Annotated in this window: 19 protein-coding genes; 12 read left to right on the top strand and 7 right to left on the bottom strand. The window is 64.7% G+C overall.

What is annotated here, in order from left to right; translation table 11 throughout:
- The first annotated feature begins 1 nt into the window (after position 1).
- On the top strand, positions 2-1,897 hold the full coding sequence (locus C0456_RS02795) for a Gldg family protein (protein ID WP_291048025.1): 1,896 nt from the start codon (positions 2-4) through the stop codon (positions 1,895-1,897).
- The gene (locus tag C0456_RS02790; RefSeq protein WP_291048022.1) at positions 1,894-2,949 is read left to right on the top strand and encodes a DUF4340 domain-containing protein; all 1,056 of its coding nucleotides are present in this window, start codon (positions 1,894-1,896) and stop codon (positions 2,947-2,949) included. The genes C0456_RS02795 and C0456_RS02790 overlap by 4 nt, the downstream gene beginning before the upstream one ends.
- On the opposite strand, the gene C0456_RS02785 is transcribed toward C0456_RS02790, so the two are convergent.
- Together C0456_RS02785 and acnA are read right to left on the bottom strand one after the other, a co-directional pair.
- A complete protein-coding gene (locus C0456_RS02785) occupies positions 2,950-3,600 on the bottom strand; it encodes a DUF1223 domain-containing protein (RefSeq protein ID WP_291048020.1) in 651 nt (216 codons plus the stop codon).
- Between the two features lie 104 nt (positions 3,601-3,704).
- Complete coding sequence (acnA, locus tag C0456_RS02780; RefSeq protein ID WP_291048017.1) at positions 3,705-6,470, bottom strand: aconitate hydratase AcnA; 2,766 nt, start codon at positions 6,468-6,470, stop codon at positions 3,705-3,707.
- 171 nt (positions 6,471-6,641) lie between these two features.
- Here acnA and ccmA point away from each other — a divergent pair, with 171 nt between their 5' ends.
- Genes ccmA through C0456_RS02755 form a run of 5 tightly spaced genes read left to right on the top strand, consistent with a single transcriptional unit; the run spans position 6,642 to position 9,321 of the window.
- Positions 6,642-7,223, top strand: a complete 582-nt coding sequence (ccmA, locus tag C0456_RS02775) for a heme ABC exporter ATP-binding protein CcmA (protein ID WP_291048014.1) — start codon at positions 6,642-6,644, stop codon at positions 7,221-7,223.
- Complete coding sequence (gene ccmB, locus C0456_RS02770; protein WP_291048012.1) at positions 7,220-7,885, top strand: heme exporter protein CcmB; 666 nt, start codon at positions 7,220-7,222, stop codon at positions 7,883-7,885. Before ccmA ends, ccmB begins: the two co-directional genes overlap by 4 nt.
- Positions 7,886-7,908: 23 nt before the next feature.
- Positions 7,909-8,637, top strand: coding sequence for a heme ABC transporter permease CcmC (gene ccmC / locus C0456_RS02765; protein ID WP_291048009.1), 729 nt, complete (start codon positions 7,909-7,911; stop codon positions 8,635-8,637).
- A 4-nt stretch (positions 8,638-8,641) separates the two neighbouring features.
- On the top strand, positions 8,642-8,800 hold the full coding sequence (gene ccmD, locus C0456_RS02760; protein WP_291048007.1) for a heme exporter protein CcmD: 159 nt from the start codon (positions 8,642-8,644) through the stop codon (positions 8,798-8,800).
- Positions 8,797-9,321, top strand: coding sequence for a redoxin family protein (locus tag C0456_RS02755; protein WP_291048004.1), 525 nt, complete (start codon positions 8,797-8,799; stop codon positions 9,319-9,321). The genes ccmD and C0456_RS02755 overlap by 4 nt, the downstream gene beginning before the upstream one ends.
- A 21-nt stretch (positions 9,322-9,342) precedes the next feature.
- Here the strand turns inward: C0456_RS02755 and C0456_RS02750 are convergent, their stop codons facing one another.
- The gene (locus tag C0456_RS02750) at positions 9,343-9,966 is read right to left on the bottom strand and encodes a MarR family winged helix-turn-helix transcriptional regulator (RefSeq protein ID WP_291048002.1); all 624 of its coding nucleotides are present in this window, start codon (positions 9,964-9,966) and stop codon (positions 9,343-9,345) included.
- A gap of 148 nt (positions 9,967-10,114) precedes the next feature.
- Between C0456_RS02750 and C0456_RS02745 the strand changes: the two genes are divergently transcribed.
- On the top strand, positions 10,115-10,666 hold the full coding sequence (locus tag C0456_RS02745; protein ID WP_367179191.1) for an NUDIX domain-containing protein: 552 nt from the start codon (positions 10,115-10,117) through the stop codon (positions 10,664-10,666).
- A gap of 126 nt (positions 10,667-10,792) precedes the next feature.
- Here C0456_RS02745 and C0456_RS02740 read toward each other — a convergent pair whose 3' ends face one another.
- Positions 10,793-11,527: a septation protein IspZ gene (locus tag C0456_RS02740; RefSeq protein WP_291047998.1), complete on the bottom strand. Its 735-nt coding sequence runs from the start codon at positions 11,525-11,527 to the stop codon at positions 10,793-10,795.
- Between the two features lie 70 nt (positions 11,528-11,597).
- Complete coding sequence (locus tag C0456_RS02735; RefSeq protein WP_291047996.1) at positions 11,598-12,458, bottom strand: DMT family transporter; 861 nt, start codon at positions 12,456-12,458, stop codon at positions 11,598-11,600.
- A gap of 315 nt (positions 12,459-12,773) precedes the next feature.
- Here C0456_RS02735 and C0456_RS02730 point away from each other — a divergent pair, with 315 nt between their 5' ends.
- The 4 genes from C0456_RS02730 (at position 12,774) to C0456_RS02715 (ending at position 16,334) form a co-directional block, all read left to right on the top strand.
- Positions 12,774-13,634 carry a hypothetical protein gene (locus C0456_RS02730; RefSeq protein WP_291047994.1) on the top strand — a complete coding sequence of 287 codons (861 nt, stop codon included), beginning with the start codon at positions 12,774-12,776 and terminating at the stop codon, positions 13,632-13,634.
- Positions 13,635-13,800: 166 nt separating this feature from the next.
- Positions 13,801-15,540: an amidohydrolase family protein gene (locus tag C0456_RS02725; protein ID WP_291047991.1), complete on the top strand. Its 1,740-nt coding sequence runs from the start codon at positions 13,801-13,803 to the stop codon at positions 15,538-15,540.
- A gap of 159 nt (positions 15,541-15,699) precedes the next feature.
- A complete protein-coding gene (locus C0456_RS02720) occupies positions 15,700-16,107 on the top strand; it encodes a hypothetical protein (RefSeq protein WP_291047989.1) in 408 nt (135 codons plus the stop codon).
- Between the two features lie 11 nt (positions 16,108-16,118).
- Positions 16,119-16,334, top strand: coding sequence for a helix-turn-helix transcriptional regulator (locus tag C0456_RS02715; RefSeq protein ID WP_291047988.1), 216 nt, complete (start codon positions 16,119-16,121; stop codon positions 16,332-16,334).
- Between the two features lie 2 nt (positions 16,335-16,336).
- Here C0456_RS02715 and ftsY read toward each other — a convergent pair whose 3' ends face one another.
- Together ftsY and mtaB are read right to left on the bottom strand one after the other, a co-directional pair.
- Positions 16,337-17,581 carry a signal recognition particle-docking protein FtsY gene (ftsY, locus tag C0456_RS02710; protein ID WP_291047986.1) on the bottom strand — a complete coding sequence of 415 codons (1,245 nt, stop codon included), beginning with the start codon at positions 17,579-17,581 and terminating at the stop codon, positions 16,337-16,339.
- Positions 17,578-18,867, bottom strand: a complete 1,290-nt coding sequence (mtaB, locus tag C0456_RS02705) for a tRNA (N(6)-L-threonylcarbamoyladenosine(37)-C(2))-methylthiotransferase MtaB (RefSeq protein WP_291047982.1) — start codon at positions 18,865-18,867, stop codon at positions 17,578-17,580. Before mtaB ends, ftsY begins: the two co-directional genes overlap by 4 nt.

The following is an 18,867-nucleotide window of genomic DNA, read 5'->3' as shown; positions in this document are numbered from 1 at the left end:
CATGCAGGCACGGCGCTATCTTGTGGTGATGACGCTGCTGGCGGGGATCATCCTGCTGGCGGGAAATATTGCCGCGCAGAAGCTGCTGGCGGGGGCGCGGCTCGATTTCACCGAAGGCAAGCTCTACACGCTGTCGGATGCCACACGGGTGACACTGCGCGATCTCGCTGAGCCGGTGGAGCTGACCTATGTCTATTCCCGGCGCGTGGGGCAGGATTATCCGGCAATCCAGGCGCATGCGGCGCGGGTGCGCGAGCTGCTGGCGACGTATGCGGCCGCCTCTGGCGGCAATGTCCGCGTGCGGGAGATTGACCCTAAGCCTTTCTCCGAAGCCGAAGACGAAGCCCTTGCCGCCGGCATCAGCGCCATTCCGGCATCAGGGAGCGACCCGCTCTATTTCGGTATCATCGGGCGCAACACGATTGATGACCTGCGCATCATCCCGTTCCTCGCGCCCGAGCGCGAGACGACGCTGGAATATGACCTTACCCGGATGATCGCGCGGCTGGACAATCCCGAGCCGCCGACAGTTGGCATCCTCAGCTCCCTGCCCGGCATGCGGGCGCTGGGCGGGGAAAGCGGGTATGTGGTGCTGCAGGATATCGGGCGCAGCTTCACGGTGGAGCAAATCCCCGAGGATTTCCATTCCCTGCCCGAGATGGACGTGCTGCTGGTGGCCCATCCCAGCCCCCTGACCGTGCGGCAGGAATGGCTGATCGACCAGTTCATCCTGCGCCAGGGGCGGGCGATCTTCGTGGTGGACCCCGCCGCCAAGACGGCGCTTTCCGGGGCCATGTTTTCAGCAACGGATTCGCTCGCCCGTTCCGGCCTCGGGCGGCTGGGCGCGGCCTGGGGCGTGGAACTGGCCCCGCAGGCAGTGGCAGACGCGGCCAATGCGCTGACCGTGCCGGTGGAATCCTTCGGCGGGCGGATCGAGGAGATGGCCCATCCGCTGTTCGTGGGCGTGCCGGCCGAAACGATGAGCCGGGATGATCCGATTACGGCAGATCTTATGCGCGTGGTCAATTTCGGCGCCCCCGGCGCGCTGATTGCCAGAGACCTGCCGGCGGGCGAAACCTTTGCGCCGCTGATCACCACGGGCCCGAGCCCGTCCTATATCGACCCGGCCCGCGCGGCGCGCGACATGGGGCCGAACGAAGTGCTGCAGAGCTATATGACCGAGCCCGCGCCGCTGGTGATTGCCGCGCGCCTTTCCGGACGCCTCCCCACCGCCTTTCCGGACGGGCCCCCGCCTATGGACCAGCCTGCCGACCGGGCTGATGCGGAAGCGGCCCGCGCCGAAGCGGCAAACCTGCCCCCCCACATCCCCACCAGCGCGATCCCCGCCGAGATGGTGCTGATTGCCGACGCGGATTTCCTGGCGGATGATTTCTATGTCGTGCCCGGCAGCGGCATGGTGGTGGCGGACAATGGCGCGTTGCTGCTCAATGCCCTCGACGCGCTGGCCGGGCGGGGCGAGCTTTCCCGGCTGCGTTCGCGCGCGGCAAGCCTACGGCCGATGGTTCGTATAGATACGATGCGCGACGCTGCCGAATCCCAGTATTTCCGCCAGCAGTCTGCCCTGGAATCGCGCCTCTCCACGGCGCAGGCGCGCCTGGCGGAGCTTCAGTCTGCCGCCTCCGGGGACGGTTTCTTTGCGGGCGATCCCGAAGCGGAGCTGACCGAGGACGAGCGCCGCGAGCTGGCCACGCTGCGCGAGGATATTCTGTCCATCCGCGCCAGCCTGCGCGACATCGAGCGTGACTATCGCCGCGATATCGATCAGCTCGAATCAACGCTCAAGGCCATCAATATCTGGGGCGGGCCGCTGCTGGTGACGCTGGCGGGCTTCCTCGTCTGGCGCCGGCAGACGAAGCGGCGAAGGGGCAAGGCATGACCGCCCAGCGCAGCCAGCAGCGCACCTTCCGGGTCCGGATCATGGCGGCTGTGGCCGGCGGCCTGGTTCTGATCGCCCTTGCCAGCCAGCTTCTCGGCAGCGCCCCTGCCCCCCGCAGCGACCTGCAGGGAGAGCCCGTTCTGCCCGGCTTTGCCGCCGTGCGCGCAGAGGCCGCCGAAATCCGCGTCACGCTGGCCGATGAAAGCTATACCCTCTTTGCCACACCGGGTGGCTGGCGTCTGTCGGGGACGGATGGCTACCCCATCCGCGCCGACCGGCTGAGCGAGCTGGCGGGCGGGCTGGAAACGCTGGTCTGGGACGCGCCGCGCACGCGCGATCCGGGCAAGATGAACGCCATCGGCCTCGGCGATCCGCGCGAAGGCGGCAATGGCGCGCTGGTGGAAGTGATCGGCCCGGACGGCGAGGTGGCGGCGGCCCTGCTGACCGGGCGAAAGGACGAGCACATCTATGTGCGCCGCCCCGGCGAGATGCAGGCCTACCGCGTGACCGGCAGCCTGCCCCCGCTCTATTCGGCGCAGGCCTGGCTGGACCTCGACATTATCGACCTCAATGCCGATGCTGTCTCAGCCGTGCGCCTGACCGATGCGACCGGCGCGGCGCTCTATCTTCAGCGTACGATCGGATCGAGCGACCGCGCCTTCACGCCCGCCCCGCCCTATCAGGATTATCAGCTGGTCAACCGGCTGGTGACGACCGGCCCGGCCCTGGCGCTCACGCGGCTGCAGCCGGTGGGTGTGCGGCCGGCAAACGCCCTGAGGACGCGGCCCGTGGGCACCCATATCACCCAGACCCATGACGGGCTGGAGGTGGAGGTGCGCCCTTATCGGGAGGCGGATGGTTTCTTCGTTACCCTGCGCGCCATAGAAGCGGGCGAGGGCGCCCATCGCGGTGCCGCCATCAATGAACGCGCGCGGGGCTGGGCGTTCCAGATCTCGCAGGTCGACTGGATGGATTTTGCGCCGGCGGTAGCCTCCATCGCGCGCGCTCCTGACGGCGCAGAGCCAGATCAAGCGGCGCCCGAAGAAGAATGATCAGCGCACGTCCATGACGGCGAGGACAGGGCCAAAGCCGGCTTCCTGAACGATCAGCATGCAGCCGGACTCGCAGGCCGGAAGCTCGATATCCGCGCGCCCGCCGAGCCAGGGGCCGATCTGGCGCGCAGAGGTGACCGGATTGGGCATCTTGGTCTCGTTGTCCGCATCCTTGAGATAGGTCACCCACCAGAGATCGGTGAGGCTGCCGGTTTCGCCCTTCAGGGAAACCTTGCCATTCTTGCGGACGAGCCGGACGCCGGAATCCGGGTGAGCCTGCGCCTCGGCCAGCGCCGACTCGATCTTGCTGGCCTTGTTGCCCGGCGCCTGTTTCACGCCGTTGAACACCGCCTGAGGCGTATAGGGGCCGCGCAGGGAGAAGCGCTCGACATAGCCGCGCTGGCGGTCTTTCGACTCCGGCAGGGCCATCTTTTCCTTGCTGCCGAGATAATCCCAGTAATCGACCGGCCAGGTGAGGACGCAGACATCGTCGCGCTGCGCTTCCAGCTCGTCCATCGCCTTGTAGGCCGCCGGGCAGGACCGGCAATTCTTGGAGGCAAAAAGCTCAACAAGAACCGGGCCTTCGGCATGCGCCGAGGGGGCCGCCATCGCAGCCACAAGGAAGGAAAAGAGGACAGCCAGTCGCTTCATCACAACTCGCTTATATGCGCTGGGGCAAAGCGCCGACAGTCACAGCCGCGTGAGAGGCTGCAAAAACCCCGCCGCAGACGATCTGTGGCGGGGTTTTCAATGGCTTACGAAGGGCGGGCAAGGTTGCGCAGCACATAATGCAGCACGCCGCCATGCTTGACGTAATCGACCTCGATCTCGGTATCGATCCGGCATTTGATCTGGATCGTCTTCACCGTGCCGTCCGCATAAGTGATCTTGCACGGAACGGTCGAGAGCGGGCGGATGTCGTTGCCGAGGCCTTCGATATCGAAGGTTTCGGTGCCTTTCAGGCCGAGCGACTTGCGGTTGTCGCCGCCGGTAAACTCGAACGGGATGACCCCCATGCCGACGAGGTTGGAGCGGTGGATCCGCTCGAAGCTCTCGGCGATCACGGCCTTGACGCCGAGCAGGTTCGTGCCCTTGGCCGCCCAGTCGCGGCTGGAGCCGGCGCCGTATTCGATGCCGCCGATGACCACAAGGGGAACGCCCTGGTCGATCCAGGCCATGGCCGCGTCATAGATCGAGGTCTGCTGGCCATCGGGGCCCAGGGTGTATCCGCCCTCAACGCCGTCAAGCATCTCGTTCTTGATGCGGATGTTGGCGAAGGTGCCGCGCATCATGATTTCGTGGTTCCCGCGGCGCGAGCCGTAGGAGTTGAAATCCTTCACCGGCACCTGGCGCTCGGTCAGGTATTTGCCGGCCGGGCTGTTGGCCTTGAAGGAACCGGCCGGGGAGATGTGGTCGGTGGTGATCATGTCGCCCAGAAGCGCGAGGACCCGCGCGCCCTTGATCGGGTTGATGTCGCCCTTCTCGGCCGACATGCCGCGGAAGTAGGGCGGGTTCTGGATGTAGGTCGAAGCGGCCGGCCAGTCATAGGTTTCAGCGTCCGTCGTCTGAACGCCCTGCCATTTCTCGTCGCCTTTGAACACGTCGGCATATTTGGAGATGAACATCTGCCGGGTCACCGTGGCGTGGACCATGTCGGCGATTTCCTTCGTCGTCGGCCAGATGTCCTTCAGATAGACCGGCTGGCCGTCTTTCGAGGTGCCGATCGGCTCCTTGGTGATGTCGATGTTCATGTCACCGGCGATGGCATAGGCAACGACCAGCGGCGGGGAGGCGAGATAGTTGGCGCGCACGTCCGGGCTGATGCGGCCTTCAAAGTTGCGGTTGCCCGAGAGCACCGAGACGGCGACGAGATCATTCTCGTTGATCGATTTGGAGATTTCCGGCGCGAGCGGGCCGGAGTTGCCGATACAGGTGGTGCAGCCATAGCCGACAAGGTTGAAACCGAGCGCGTCGAGATCTTCCTGCAGGCCAGCGGCGTTGAGGTACTCCGACACAACCTGCGATCCGGGCGCCAGCGAGGTTTTCACCCAGGGCTTGCGGGTGAGACCCAGCGCGCGGGCCTTGCGGGCGACGAGGCCGGCCCCGATCAGCACATAGGGGTTCGATGTGTTGGTGCAGGAGGTGATCGAGGCAATGACGACCGAGCCGTCGCGCAGCTTGTAGTCCTGGCCTTCGACCGCGCCTTCATTGGCGCCGGGCGCGTCGCCGGGGATGGTTTTCGGAGCGGGCGCGCCGCCCTCTTCCGTCATGTCCGACTTCTGCTGCTGCGGGGCAACCGGGGGCTTGCGGATGCCGTCGATATACTCGCCAAAGATCTTGGCGGCCGCGTCTAGCGCAACGTGGTCCTGCGGGCGTTTCGGGCCGGAGATGGCCGGCACGACATCGCCAAGATCAAGATGCAGGGTCGAGGTGTAGACGGGCGCATAGTCGGCGCCGCGCCAGAAGCCGTTCTGTTTCGCATAGGCCTCGACGAGGGCGATGCGGTCTTCCTCGCGGCCGGTCTGGCGGAGGTAGCGGATCGTCTCGTCATCAATCGGGAAGAAGCCGCAGGTGGCGCCATATTCCGGGGCCATGTTGGCAATGGTGGCGCGGTCAGCCAGCGGCATATTGTCGAGGCCGGCGCCGTAGAATTCGACGAACTTGTTCACCACGCCGTGCTTGCGGAGCATCTGCACCACTTTCAGCACGAGGTCTGTCGCGGTAACGCCCTCTTTCAGTGCGCCGGTGATCTTGAAGCCGACGACTTCCGGGATGAGCATCGAGACCGGCTGGCCGAGCATGGCCGCTTCTGCTTCGATACCGCCCACGCCCCAGCCGAGCACGGCGAGGCCGTTGACCATCGTGGTGTGGCTGTCGGTGCCGACCAGCGTGTCGGGATAGGCGAGGATGGAGCCGTCGGTGTCGGTGTCGGTCCACACCGTCTGGGCGAGGTATTCGAGGTTCACCTGGTGGCAGATGCCGGTGCCGGGGGGCACAACGCGGAAATTGTTGAACGCCTTCTGACCCCATTTGAGGAAGGTGTAGCGCTCCATGTTGCGCTCGTATTCGAGGTCAACGTTGGCCTGGAAGGCGCGCGGGGTGCCGAACTCGTCGATCATCACCGAGTGGTCGATCACGAGGTCGACCGGAACCAGCGGGTTGATCTTCTTGGCATCGCCCTTGAGCGCCTTGATGCCGTCGCGCATCGCGGCGAGGTCAACCACGGCCGGAACGCCGGTGAAATCCTGCATCAGCACGCGGGCCGGGCGGTAGGCGATCTCGCGCGGGTTCTGGCCGCCCTTGTCAGCCCATTCGCCGAAGGCGCGGATATCGTCTTCAACAACCGTGAGGCCGTCTTCAAACCGCAGCATGTTCTCCAGCAGAACCTTCAGCGAGGCGGGCAGGCGCGAAACATCGCCAAGGCCTGCATTCTTCGCCGCCGCTTCCAGCGAGTAGTAAGTGTACGTCTTGCCAGCTGCTGTGAGCGTGCTTTTCGATTTAAAGCTGTCCTTTGACGGCATGTCCGGCCCTTGCCTCCTGGTGAAGGGCCTCACGGCTGGAGGCCCGCTTTCGTCGCTGCGGCCCTCATATAGGCCCTGCCCTTCCGGCGCAATTGGGACAAAGGGTCAATGCGTTAATAGCGGCGCAAGGCCCCGTTTGCAGGCGGAGACGAACAGGCTAAGCCTGCGCCGGTGACGACATCGACCGCGCCCCTGATCCAAGCCAGCGGCCTTGCTATCCTGCGGGGGGAGCGGGTGCTGTTTCGCGGCGTAAGCCTCTCCCTATCCCCCGGAGACGCCATCGTGCTGCGCGGCGCCAATGGGGCGGGCAAGACGACGCTGCTGCGGATGCTGGCGGGGCTGACCCGGCCTGAGGCGGGGGAGATGGTGCGGGCAGCGCCCCATCACTGGATCGGCCATAAGGAAGGCATCAAGCCGCAGGAAACCCCGCGCGGCCATCTTGCCCTCTGGGCGCAGGCCTGGGGATCGAAAGCGGACATCCCTGATATCCTTGAGAAAATGGCGCTGACGCGGGCCGCTGATGTGCCCGGCCGGTATCTCTCCGCAGGCCAGCGCCGCCGCACGGCATTCGGGCGACTGCTGCTGGAGGACCGGCCGGTCTGGCTGCTGGACGAGCCTTACACGGCGCTGGACGCGGCCGGCAGAACGATGCTGGACGCGGTCATTTCCGGACATTTACGGACAAATGGGGCCATTATTGCGTCAATGCATGACGCCGCCGGCTTTCCCGTGACCAATGAGGTGACTTTGTGAGCGCGGCGCCGATCCTGGCCGCTTTCCGGCAGGCGTTCGCCGAGGCCTGGGCGGGGGGCGCGGGCGCGCTGCTGCCGCTCGGCTTCCTCGGCGGGGCGGCCGTGCTGGTGCCGCTGGGCATTGGAAGTGATACGCAGACCCTGAAGGCGGTGGGTCCCGGTATCATCTGGGTGGCCCTGGCCCTGTCGAGCCTGGTGACGCTGGAGCGGATCTTCCAGGCCGACGCCGAGGATGGCACGCTGGACCTCTGGCTGCAGACAGGCGCGCCCATGGCGGCGATTGCGGCGGCCAAGACGCTGGCGCACTGGCTGGCGGCGGGATTGCCGCTGGCGCTGGCCTCTCCCCTGCTGGCGCTGATGTTTCAGGCGCAGGCAAGCATGGACCTGCTGATCCATCTGGGCTTCTACACCCTTGGCGGACTTGCCTTTTTCTTCTGGGGCGGCGTGGGCGCAGCGCTTTCGGCCACGGTGCGCCGGGGCGGGCTGCTGATCTCGATCATCGCCCTGCCCCTCTATGTGCCGACCGCCATCTTCGGGGCCCTCGCCATGACCGGGGGCATCGGATCGGACGGGGCGCCGATGCTGCTGGCCGCCTCCACCCTTTTCGCCTGCGCTGTTGCGCCCTATGCCATGGCCGCTGCCCTGCGCTTGGCGGCGGACTGAGGGGAGGCTATCTCGGTAACACCATGTGGTCTGCCTTCGCCAATCCGCACAAGTTTCTGAAATTCTCCGCCGTGGCGGCGCCCCTCTTCTATGGCGCGGGCGCGCTCTGCATCCTGTGGGGCCTTTGGCAGGGCCTCTGGATCGTGCCGAAGGACGAGTATCAGGGCGGCGACATCATGCGGGTGATGTTCATCCATGTGCCCGCCGCCTGGCTGTCGATGGCGAGCTATTCGGCCCTCGCGGTGGCGAGTTTCGTCTGGTTCATCTGGCGCCATGAGCTGGCCGACATTGCCGCCAAGGCGATTGCGCCGCTGGGCGCGGTGTGGACGGCGCTGTGCCTCGCCACCGGCTCGATCTGGGGGAAGCCCACCTGGGGCACCTGGTGGCAATGGGACGACGCACGGATGATGTCCGTCCTGTTCCTCCTCTTCCTGTTCCTCGGATACATGGCCCTGCGCGCCTCGATGGATTCGCGCCAGAAGGCGGCCCGCGCCGGGGCGATCCTTGCCATGGTGGGCGCGATCAATGTGCCGCTGATCAAATTCTCCGTGGACCTCTTCACCTCGCTGCACCAGCCCGCCAGCGTGATCACCGCCGATGGGCCCAAGATGGCGGCCGTCTACCTCACCCCGCTTCTGGTCTCCGGCCTTGGCCACGGGCTACTCTTCGGCGGCCTGGTGATGACCCATATGCGGACGGAAATCCGTCAGCGGCGGATTGCGCGCCTGACCGCAAGCGCGCTGGAGGGCTGAGCCGATGCCGGAATTTGACAAGAACGCCGCCTATATCTGGGCCTGCTATCTGATCGGCGCGCTGATGATTGCAGGGGCCTGCCTTCAGGCCTGGCTGGCGGCGCGGGCGACGAAGAAGCGTCTCGACGCGCTGGTGGCCAATGACGAGGACCTGCGGACATGAAACGCTGGCTCTACGCTTTGCCGGTGGTCGCTTTGGTGGTTGTGGCAGGATTTGGCGGCTGGCAGATGATCCGCCCCACCAAGGGCGAGTTCGAGCGTGTCTCGCGGGCCGCGCCCGAACATGTCTTCCCGCTGATGGATGGGAGCGGCGAGATTGCCTTTGCCCCTCCCCCCGGCGGCCGGCCTGTGGTGGTGAACCTCTTTGCCAGCTGGTGCGCGCCGTGTGAGGCCGAGCACAAATACCTTGTGGCCCTCGGCGAGCAGCATCCCGGCCAGGTCTACGGCGTTCTCTACAAGGACAAGGTGGCCGACGGGGCGAAATTCCTGGAGCGGCTGGGCAATCCCTACACCCAGGTGGCGCTGGACCCGGACGGCCGGGGCGGGCTGGATTTCGGGCTGACAGGCGTTCCGGAAACCTTCGTGATCTCTGCCGAGGGCGAGATCATCCTGCATATCGGCGGGCCGCTGGACGAAGCACTGACCCAAAAAGTAAGCGGGGCGCTTGAGGCGCCCCGCTCATGACCTTCTGACGAAGGAAGAAGCTTACTTCTTCTTCGCAGCGGCTTTCTTGGCAACCGGGGCCTTCTTCACGGCGACCGGAGCTTTTTTCACTTCAGCCTTGGCAGCCTTTTTCTTGGCAGGGGCTTTCTTGGCTTTCGGCGCAGCGGCTTTGACAGCTTTCGGGGCTTTGGCAGCCTTGGGCGCTTTCGGAGCCTTCGGCGCAGCCGGAGCGGCTTCTTTCTTCTCGGAGTCGTCGACGAGGCCGGTCAGGCCTTGCAGCAGGGCGTCCTGCTTGGCTTTTGCCAGGGTGGAGAAGAGGGCGTCGTCAGCCTTGGTGACGGCCGGGAGGGCCTTGTCATAGGCTTTCTTGCCTTTTGCCGTCAGGCTGACGGATTTGGCGCGGGCGTCGGTTTTGGAATCGGCGCGCTTGATGAGGCCGGCGGTTTCCATACGGGCAACCATGTCGGCGAGGGTGGAGCGGTCGATGCCGGTGGCATTGACCAGATCAGACTGGCTGACGCCTTCATTGCCCGAGAGGGCCGCGAGAACAGAAAACTGACGCAGCGTGACGCCGGCCGATTTCAGAGCAGCGGCCGAATGATTGGCAGCGATCTGCTGGGCGCGGTGAAGAAGGTGGCTGGGCGAAGCGTTGAGATTGAAGCTCATGACTGGGTTCCTTGATTGGTTAGTGTATTGTTAGGTGTCCGGGGAGGACGGGACTGGGAAAGGGGCCGATCCGTGTTCCGGGGCGTTAACAAGAGGCCCGTAGGCGGATCAAACACATTCTCCATATAGGCGACAGGATAAAGATTGGATGACTGATCAATTGCCAACTCCTTTCCAGAACACAGATTTTCGCCTTGATGTGCCAGATGGGGACGATCGGGCGCGGAGAATCTGCAATCGATGCAATTTTATTGATTACGTGAATCCTAAGATTGTGACCGGATCGGTCGTTATCAAGGACGACCTAATCCTCATCTGTAGGCGTGCAATCGAACCCCGCAAGGGGTTCTGGACCCTTCCGGCCGGATTCATGGAGGAAGGCGAGAGCGTTGAAGACGCCGCGCGGCGTGAAGCCCGCGAGGAAGCGATGGCCGAAATCGAGCTCGACGGCGTTCTCGGCGTCTATTCCGTGCCCCGCATTTCACAGGTGCAGATCATGTTCCGCGCCAGACTATTGTCAGACATCGCGCCAGGACCGGAAAGCGAAGAGGTGAAACTCGTCCGCTGGGCCGACATCCCCTGGTCACAGATGGCCTTCCCGACCGCTGTATGGGCTTTGACGCATTTTGCCCAGACCCGGCATCTGAAGATATTCCCCCCATTTGGTAACCCGCCGGGTACGGATAAGGTCTCGCGCTAGGGAAAGAGACCTGGCGGAAGCCTGCAACCTTGCCCGCTCCTCTTCCCTCTATCGTCACACTCGAGAGGCTTTTAGCGTATCGAGTGTGACAGAGAGGATCGCGCAAGATCGGGGCCTGCAGGGAGCCTACGCTTCTTCGTCCGTGCGCAGGTGCTTGAGCGTGTAGGGCGTGTTCAGCGCGCCGAAGAGGAAGACGATCACCATGTTGCCGAGCTTCCAGTTGGCCCAGACATCTTCGGCATTCTTCGCGCCGAATGTCAGGCCAAGGAATTCGTAGGAACCCGCCGGTGCCACAGGAATGCCGGCCAGCACCAGAGGGCTTTCAAAGCCGGGCGCATACATGCGCCAGAGATATTCGTTCCACACTGCCATCGCGATGAAGAAGAGGCCCCAGCGGATGGCCAGCGTGCGCCAGGCAAAATCGGGCAGATCAAACACTTTGGAGAAAAGCGACTTCCAGAGGTTTTTTCCAAACAGCAGCGGGATGAAGATCATGCCGGCCATGAAAATCTGCTGGATCGTCGGCTTCACATAGATGAAGGCCTTCTCCTGGAGCAGGATGCCGATAAGGCCGAAACCGCCGACGATGGCGGAGGAAAACACCATCATCTGCGAGACAGGCTTGCGCTCGATGATCTGCTTGCCGAGGAAACCGAGCATCAGCACGATCAGCACGCCGGTGGCCCAGTAGATGGCGGTGTCCTTGTTGATCAGCCCGTCGAGCAGTTCCACGCGGCGGAACACGTTGTAAGTAAGGATGAAACCGATCACGGGGATGAAGTCGCCCCAGATCTGGTTGGCCTTGTCAGCGGCCGTGCCGATGCCATTGGCGGGCGAAGGGGGCGGGGTCATCTCGGTCATGGCATTCCTTACGCGCGGGAGCAGCTTCCAGTTCAGCTCGCTACCGTCTTCTCATGAATGAAAGGTTCCGTCAGCCTGCCGCCTGCATCAGCACGAGCCCGGCCGCAAGCGTGGCCGCTGCCACGATGCGCCGCCTGCCAAAGCCTTCCTTCAGCAGCCAGGCCCCGAAGGCGGCGGCGAAGACCACGGAGGTTTCCCGCAGCGCCGTTACCATCGCCGCGTCCGTCAGCGTGTAGGCATAGATCGCCATGCCATAGGAGAGCGAGCCGGCAACCCCGCCAATGGCGCCGGCGCGCGCTTCCTTGCGCAGGCAGGCGATCACCCTGCCCTTGCGTTGCCAGAGGAGCACCAGCGTGACGCCGATCCAGTCGAGCAGGAACAGCCAGACGACAAATGTCAGCGGCGTTTCCATCGCGCGGGCGGCGCGCGTATCGGCCACGGCATAAAGGCCGACGCCGATGGCCGTCATCAGCGCCCAGAAGAGGGCCGCCCGGTCAAGACGGCGCGCAGCTTCGGTAAGTCCCGTCGGCAGCGCGAAGACGAGGATGGAGAGCGAGGCCACGAGGAGGCCCGCAATCTGGATGGGCGAGAGGCTTTCGCGCAGCCAGATGGCGGCGAGCACCGCTGTGGCCAGCGGGCCGAGGCCCCGCATCACCGGAAACACCAGCGAGAGCGCGCCCCGGTGCAGCGCCCGGATGGCCGAGAACTGATAGAACCAGTGCACCACGACCGAGACGGCAATCAGCGGCCAGGTCTCCGGAGGTGGCAGGGGCGCGAAGGGCAGGAGCGGCAGGACGCTGAGCCCCATGACGATGGCAACAATCGCCCGCGCGGTGAGCACATCACCGCCGCGCTTCACCATCACATTGGTGATTGCGACGGTCAGCGCAGAGAGAAGACAGAGAACAACCGGGAGGAGCGAAGCAGACATCGGCGCCCCGCTTAGGCCGGTTTGCGGGCAGAGGGAAGCGGCGGCGCAAGGCGTAGAGACATGCCGCCTCCCCTTCTGCGCCCTGCGTTTCCTCCTTTGGCGGACGAAGCCCCCGATTGCGGTCACAGGCAGGCGGGCAGGCAGGCGGGAACCTAACGGAGAGCGGGGCGTTACCTTTCGACGAGACGTGGCGGGCGTGGGTTAGTCACAGGAGGAAACACCCATCATGGGCAAGGGCATTTTACTCTGGTTTCTCGGGGTTCCGATCCCGCTGATCCTTCTCATTCTTCTCATCTTCTAACAGAGGCGCACATCATGACCGATGCACCCATTCATGCGCCTGCGGGCGCAAACCCTTCGCGCTGGGAAGGCCCGGCGATCAGCTGGTCTGCCATCTTTGCCGGCGCGTTTGCCGCGCTCGGCCTGACGATCGTTCTTGTCGTCCTCGGCTCTGCCTTTGGCTTTGGCGCGATGTCGCCCTTCGCCGAAGATGGGCTGTCGCTGACGACGATTGGCGTTGTCACCGTTATCTGGCTGATCTTCACCCAGATCTTTGCCTCCATCGCCGGGGGTTATCTCGCTGGCCGTATGCGCCGCCGCTGGACGATCCACCGGGACGAGGTTTTCTTCCGGGACAGTGTTCACGGCTTTCTCACCTGGGCCGTGGCGAGCGCCTTCATGTTTGCCGTGGCCGGACTTGCCGCAGCAGGCGGATCGGCAGCGGCCACGGCCGTCACTGCCGCCGCCGTTGCCTCCGAGGACGACGCGCTTGCCCCGCCCGTCGTGATCACCGACCGGCTTTACCGCCTCCCCGGCGGCAATCCGATCACGCTGGACGGTGCCCGCGAGCAGGCAGGCCGACTGGTCATCCGCGCGATTGCCGATGAAGAGGCCGTGACCGCAGAAGACCGCGCCTGGCTCACCGCCGACGTGATCGAATGGACCGGGATGAGCGACAGCGAAGCCGAAGCCCGCGTGCAGCTGGCTTTCACCGAGATCGCCGAGGCCCGCGAGGCAGCCCGGGATGAAGTCGATGCGGCCCGCGCCGCCAGCGCGACGCTGGCCATTGCCACCGCGCTGGCGATGATGATCGGCGCCTTTGTGGCCGCTGGCGCCGCCGTGTTCGGTGGCCGCGAGCGGGATGGGCTGGAAGACCGGCTGATCAGCGCGCCTTAAGCCGCGTCTGCTGAGACATCCAAAGCGCGGAGCGGCTCGCCAGCCTGCTCCGCGCTTTCCCGTTCGGGCACCCTTTTTGGCAGAGGGGGTCGCGGCGTCAGGGTTTGACACCCCCTGCCCTTGAGGCATCCTGACCGCAGATAAAGACGACCGGAGGACTAAGCCCATGGCAACGCAGGATCTGATCATTCGCGGCGGCACCATCATCGATGGCAGCGGCGGGCCGGCCTTCGAGGGCGATGTGGCCGTTTCCGGCGGCGTCATCACGCAGGTCGGCAAGGTCAGCGGCAAGGGCATCGAGGAGATCGACGCGCGCGGACAGATCGTGACGCCAGGCTTTGTGGACCTGCACACCCATTATGATGGCCAGGTGACCTGGGGGGAGGCGATCAGCCCTTCCTCCCTGCACGGCGTCACCACCGTCGTGATGGGTAATTGCGGCGTGGGTTTTGCCCCCTGTAAGAGCGAGGACCATGACCGCCTCATCCGCCTGATGGAAGGCGTGGAGGACATCCCCTTCCCCGTTCTGGCGCAGGGCCTTCCCTGGACCTGGGAGAGTTTCCCGGACTATCTCGATTTCCTATCCACCCGCCGCTTTGACACAGACGTGTGCGCGCAGCTGCCCCATGCGGCGCTGCGCGTGTTCGTGATGGGCGATCGCGGCGCCAACCGGGAAGATGCGACCCCGGACGATATTGCCGCCATGGCCAAGCTCGCCAAGGAGGCTGTGATGGCCGGCGCGATGGGTTTTTCCACGTCGCGCACGCTGAACCACCGCACCTCGGATGGCCAGCCGACGCCGACACTGACCGCCTCGGAAGCCGAGCTGACCGGTATCGGCATGGGCCTGGCGGAAGCGGGCCGGGGCGTGCTGCAATTCGTGTCGGACTTTGACGATCCGCAGAAGGAAGCCGCGATGCTGCGCCGGATCGTGGAAAAGACTGGCCGGCCGCTCTCTGTTTCGCTGGCACAGTCCGATGTGGCGCCCAATGGCTGGCGGCACTTGCTGGGCGCGATTGAGGCGGCAGCGGCCGAGGGCGTGCCGATCCGCGCGCAGGTGGCGCCGCGCCCGGTGGGCGTGCTGCTGGGGCTGGAGCTGACGCTGAACCCCTTCAGTGCCCACCCGACCTATCGGGAGATTGCCGATCTTCCGCTGGCGGAGCGTGTGACGCGCCTGCGCGACCTCGACTTCCGCGCGCGCCTTCTGGCCGATGCGCCGCAGACGGATAATCCGTTCCTGAAATCGATGGTGCGCAATTTCGGCAAGATCTTCCAGCTGTCAGACCCTGTAAACTATGAGCCCGGCCCGGAAAGCACGCTGGCCGCCATGGCCGAGGCGCGCGGCGTTTCGCCTGAGGCCGTGGCGCTTGACCTGATGCTGGAGCGGGAGGGCAGCGGCGTGCTCTACCTGCCTTTCCTCAACTATGCGCAGGGAACCCTCGATCCGATTCTTGAAATGATGCAGAGCCCGGCCACCCTGCCCGGCCTCTCTGATGGCGGCGCGCATGTCGGCATGATCTGCGACGGCTCGTTCACCTCCACCATGCTGACCCATTGGGTGCGCGACCGGAAGAAGGGCCAGAAACTCAGTGTCGAGAGCATCGTGCATCGCCAGGCGCGGCTGACGGCCGAATGGATCGGGCTCTGGGACCGGGGCCTGATTGCGCCGGGATACCGGGCTGACCTCAACGTCATTGATCTTGCCAATATGAAGCTGCACTTGCCGAATGTGATCCACGATCTGCCGGCGGGCGGGCGGCGCCTGATGCAGCGCGCCTCGGGCTATACCGCCACCATCCTCCAGGGCGAGATCACCCACCGCGACGGCGACCCGACCGGCAAGCTGCCCGGCCGCCTGGTGCGCGGGGCACGGGCGGCGCCTGCGAGTGCGATGGCGGCGGAATAGGCCCCGCCCCTTTCCCAAAGGACTCTGATCATCCCGGCCGGCCCTGCCGCGCCGGGATTTTCTTTGCCAAGGCGGCACCAAAGATTTTTTGTAAAGGTCCCTTTACATGACAAGGATGCTTGTCATATAGACAAGGAAACTTGACATGGAGCTTTCCCAGTGACCCAACCCAAAGGCTTTCGTACCGCCAACAAGCGCTACCTGATGATCTTCGTCCCGATGATGGCATTCTATTGTGTCGCCATCGCCGTGGCTTTCACCTTTATTGACATAGACACCGCCTCAACCGGCGTGCGCATGGGCGCGGCCATAGCCATCGCCCTTCCGCTGATCGCCATCCTGATGGCCATCCTGCGGCTGGTGCGGGAGACAGACGAATACACGCGGATGCGGCAATTGCAGGCCCTGTCGGAGGGCGGCGTGATGCTGACCGGGGCCATCTTCATTCTGGGCTTCCTTGAGCGGTTCAACGTGATCCCCGACATTCCCCTCTTCCTGTTCGGACCGGGCTTTTTCTTCTTCTATGGGCTTGCCCATCTCCGCCAGTCTCTTGGCAAGATCGTCTGAGGGGACGCGCCATGGAAAACAATATCCGTACCCTGAGGGCAGAACGTGGCTGGAGCCAGCAGCACCTGGCTGACCTGCTGGACGTGTCCCGCCAGTCGGTCAATGCCATCGAAACCGGCAAGTATGACCCTTCCCTGCCGCTCGCCTTCGCCATCGCCCGTTTGTTCGAGCGGCATATTGAAGAGATATTTGACGATGGCCGGGGCGTGGCAAAGGCCGCCGAGTAAGCCTACGGCGCCTTGATCCCCACCAGCGCCTTTGCGAAGGCCTCCGCGCTGAACGGGCGGAGGTCTTCTGCCTTTTCGCCGATGCCGATGAAATGGATGGGCAGGTCGTGGGCTTCGGCGATGGCGACCAGGACGCCGCCTTTGGCGGTGCCGTCGAGTTTGGTCATCACGAGGCCGGTCACCCCTGCCGTGTGCCGGAAGGCTTCGACCTGGGAGAGCGCGTTCTGGCCGACAGTGGCATCGAGCACCAGGATCACGTCATGCGGGGCATCTGGATCAATTTTCCTCACGACACGGACGACCTTGGCAAGCTCCGACATCAGCTCCGCCTTGTTCTGCAGGCGGCCGGCGGTATCGACGAGGACAAGATCGAGATCCTGGGCTTTGGCCCGTTCCACCGCCTCATAGACGAGGCCGGCCGCGTCAGCGCCGGTTTCCTTGGCGAGCACCGGAATGTCGGCGCGCGCGCCCCAGACTTTGAGCTGCTCAACGGCGGCGGCGCGGAAGGTGTCGCCGGCAACCAGCAGCGCCTTGGCGCCCTGATCCTTCAGTTTGGAGGCGATCTTGCCGATGGTCGTCGTCTTGCCAGAGCCATTGACGCCCACGAACAAAACGATGCGCGGGCGCGGGCCGTCTGAAAAGTCGACCACCTTTTCGCGGGGTTTGAGAATCTCTTCGATCTCCTCGGCCAGGGCGAGGCGGATTTCGTCTCCGGAGATTTCCTTGTCAAACCGGCCCTTGGCGAGCCCCTTGGTGACGCGCGCGGCGACCTTGGCGCCCATATCGGAGGTGATGAGCAGGTCCTGTAACTCCTCCAGCGTCTCCTCGTCGAGCTTCCGCCGGCCAAGGGCGGCGATGCCTTCGGTGAGCTTGGCGGTGGAGCGGGCGAGGCCTTCGCCGAGGCGGCCGAAGAGGCCCGGATCATTGGCTTCGGCTTCTGCGGCGAGACGCGCGGCCTCGGCGGCTTCGGCGCGCAGGCGTTCATGCTCGCGGCGCTCTTCCAGCAGTTTCAGTTCGGCGGCGGCCTTGGCGCGGACAGCTTCATCCTCCGCCTCCTGAGCTTCCCGGCGCTGGCGCTCTTCCCAGGCGCGGTTGGCCTCGGCGACCTTGCGCTCGATCTCTGCCTTCTCAGCAGCGGCAGCTTCTTGCGCGGCGAGTTCTTCGGCCGTCAGCTCCGGCGCCTTCATGGCTTCGCCAGCGGCCTTGGCTTCTTCGAGTTTCTTTTTCTTACCGAACCAGAGGATCATGGGAGGGGTGTTCCAAATAGCTGTTTGCCGTCATGGCCGGTTATCTGTACGGGGACGACACGTCCAGCCGCATCATTCCCTGCCCCATCCGGCCAGCTGAGTTTTACCTGGGTGAAGTCTGAAAGGCGGGCCATGCTGCCGCGCTCAACAAGGGCTTCGCGCACCTCTCCGAGATGGCGATCAAAATGCCGGATCAGCGCGGCATCACCAGCTGCGCGCAGGCGTGCGGCGCGTTCCTTGATCAGGGGTTTGGCGAGTTGGGGCATTCTAGCCGCCGGCGTTCCGGGGCGCGGGCTGTAGGGGAAGGCGTGCAGGAAAGAGAGACCGCATTCCTCCACCAGGCGGAGAGAGTTTTCAAAATGCGCTTCGGTTTCCGTGGGGAAACCGGCGATGATGTCCGCCCCCAGAGCAATATCTGGCCGTAAGGTCCGCAGACGTTCCGTAAGCTGAATGGCGTCTTCCCGGCTGTGGCGGCGTTTCATCCGCTTGAGGATGAGATTGTCGCCATGCTGCAGCGAGAGGTGAAGGTAAGGCGCGACGCGCGAATCTGTCATCGCCTCAAGCAGGGCCTCATCCATCTCGATGGCGTCGATGGAGGATATGCGCAGCTGGCGGAGATCCGGCACGAGCTTCAGGAGGCGCTGAACCAGATTGCCGAGTTGCGGCGTGCCCGGAAGGTCTGCGCCCCAGCTGGTGAGGTCCACGCCCGTCAGCACCACTTCATGATGTCCGCTGGCGACGAGGGTGCGGACCTGGGCGACCACCTCCCCTGCCGGCACCGAACGGGAATTTCCGCGGCCATAGGGAATGATGCAGAAGGTGCAGCGATGGTCGCAGCCATTCTGGACCTGGACATAGGCGCGCGCGCGCCCTTCCATGCCATCGATCAGATGGGCGGCGGTTTCGCGCACGCTCATGATGTCGTTCACCCGGACCTTCTCTTCCCCGCCGAGCAGGTCTGCCGGTTTCCAGGTTTCGGCTTTCATCTTGTCATGATTGCCGATGACGCGGGTGACTTCCGGCATGGCCGCGAAGGCTTGCGGGTCAGTCTGGGCGGCGCATCCGGTGACGAGGATGGGCGCGCCGGGATTTTCCCGCGCGGCCCGGCGGATGGCCTGGCGGGCGCCGCGCACGGCTTCGGAGGTGACCGCGCAGGTGTTGACGATGACCGCATCGCCAAGGCCTGCCTCCTGCGCATGGCGGCGCATCACCTCGGACTCGTAGGTGTTGAGGCGGCATCCGAGCGTGATGACGGTCGGGCCGGAAGGTGGGGCGGTGTCAGCCAT

This window comes from Hyphomonas sp. (assembly GCF_013823385.1).
Classification (GTDB): Bacteria; Pseudomonadota; Alphaproteobacteria; order Caulobacterales; family Hyphomonadaceae; genus Hyphomonas.
This window is presented reverse-complemented; position numbering and strand designations above follow the sequence as displayed.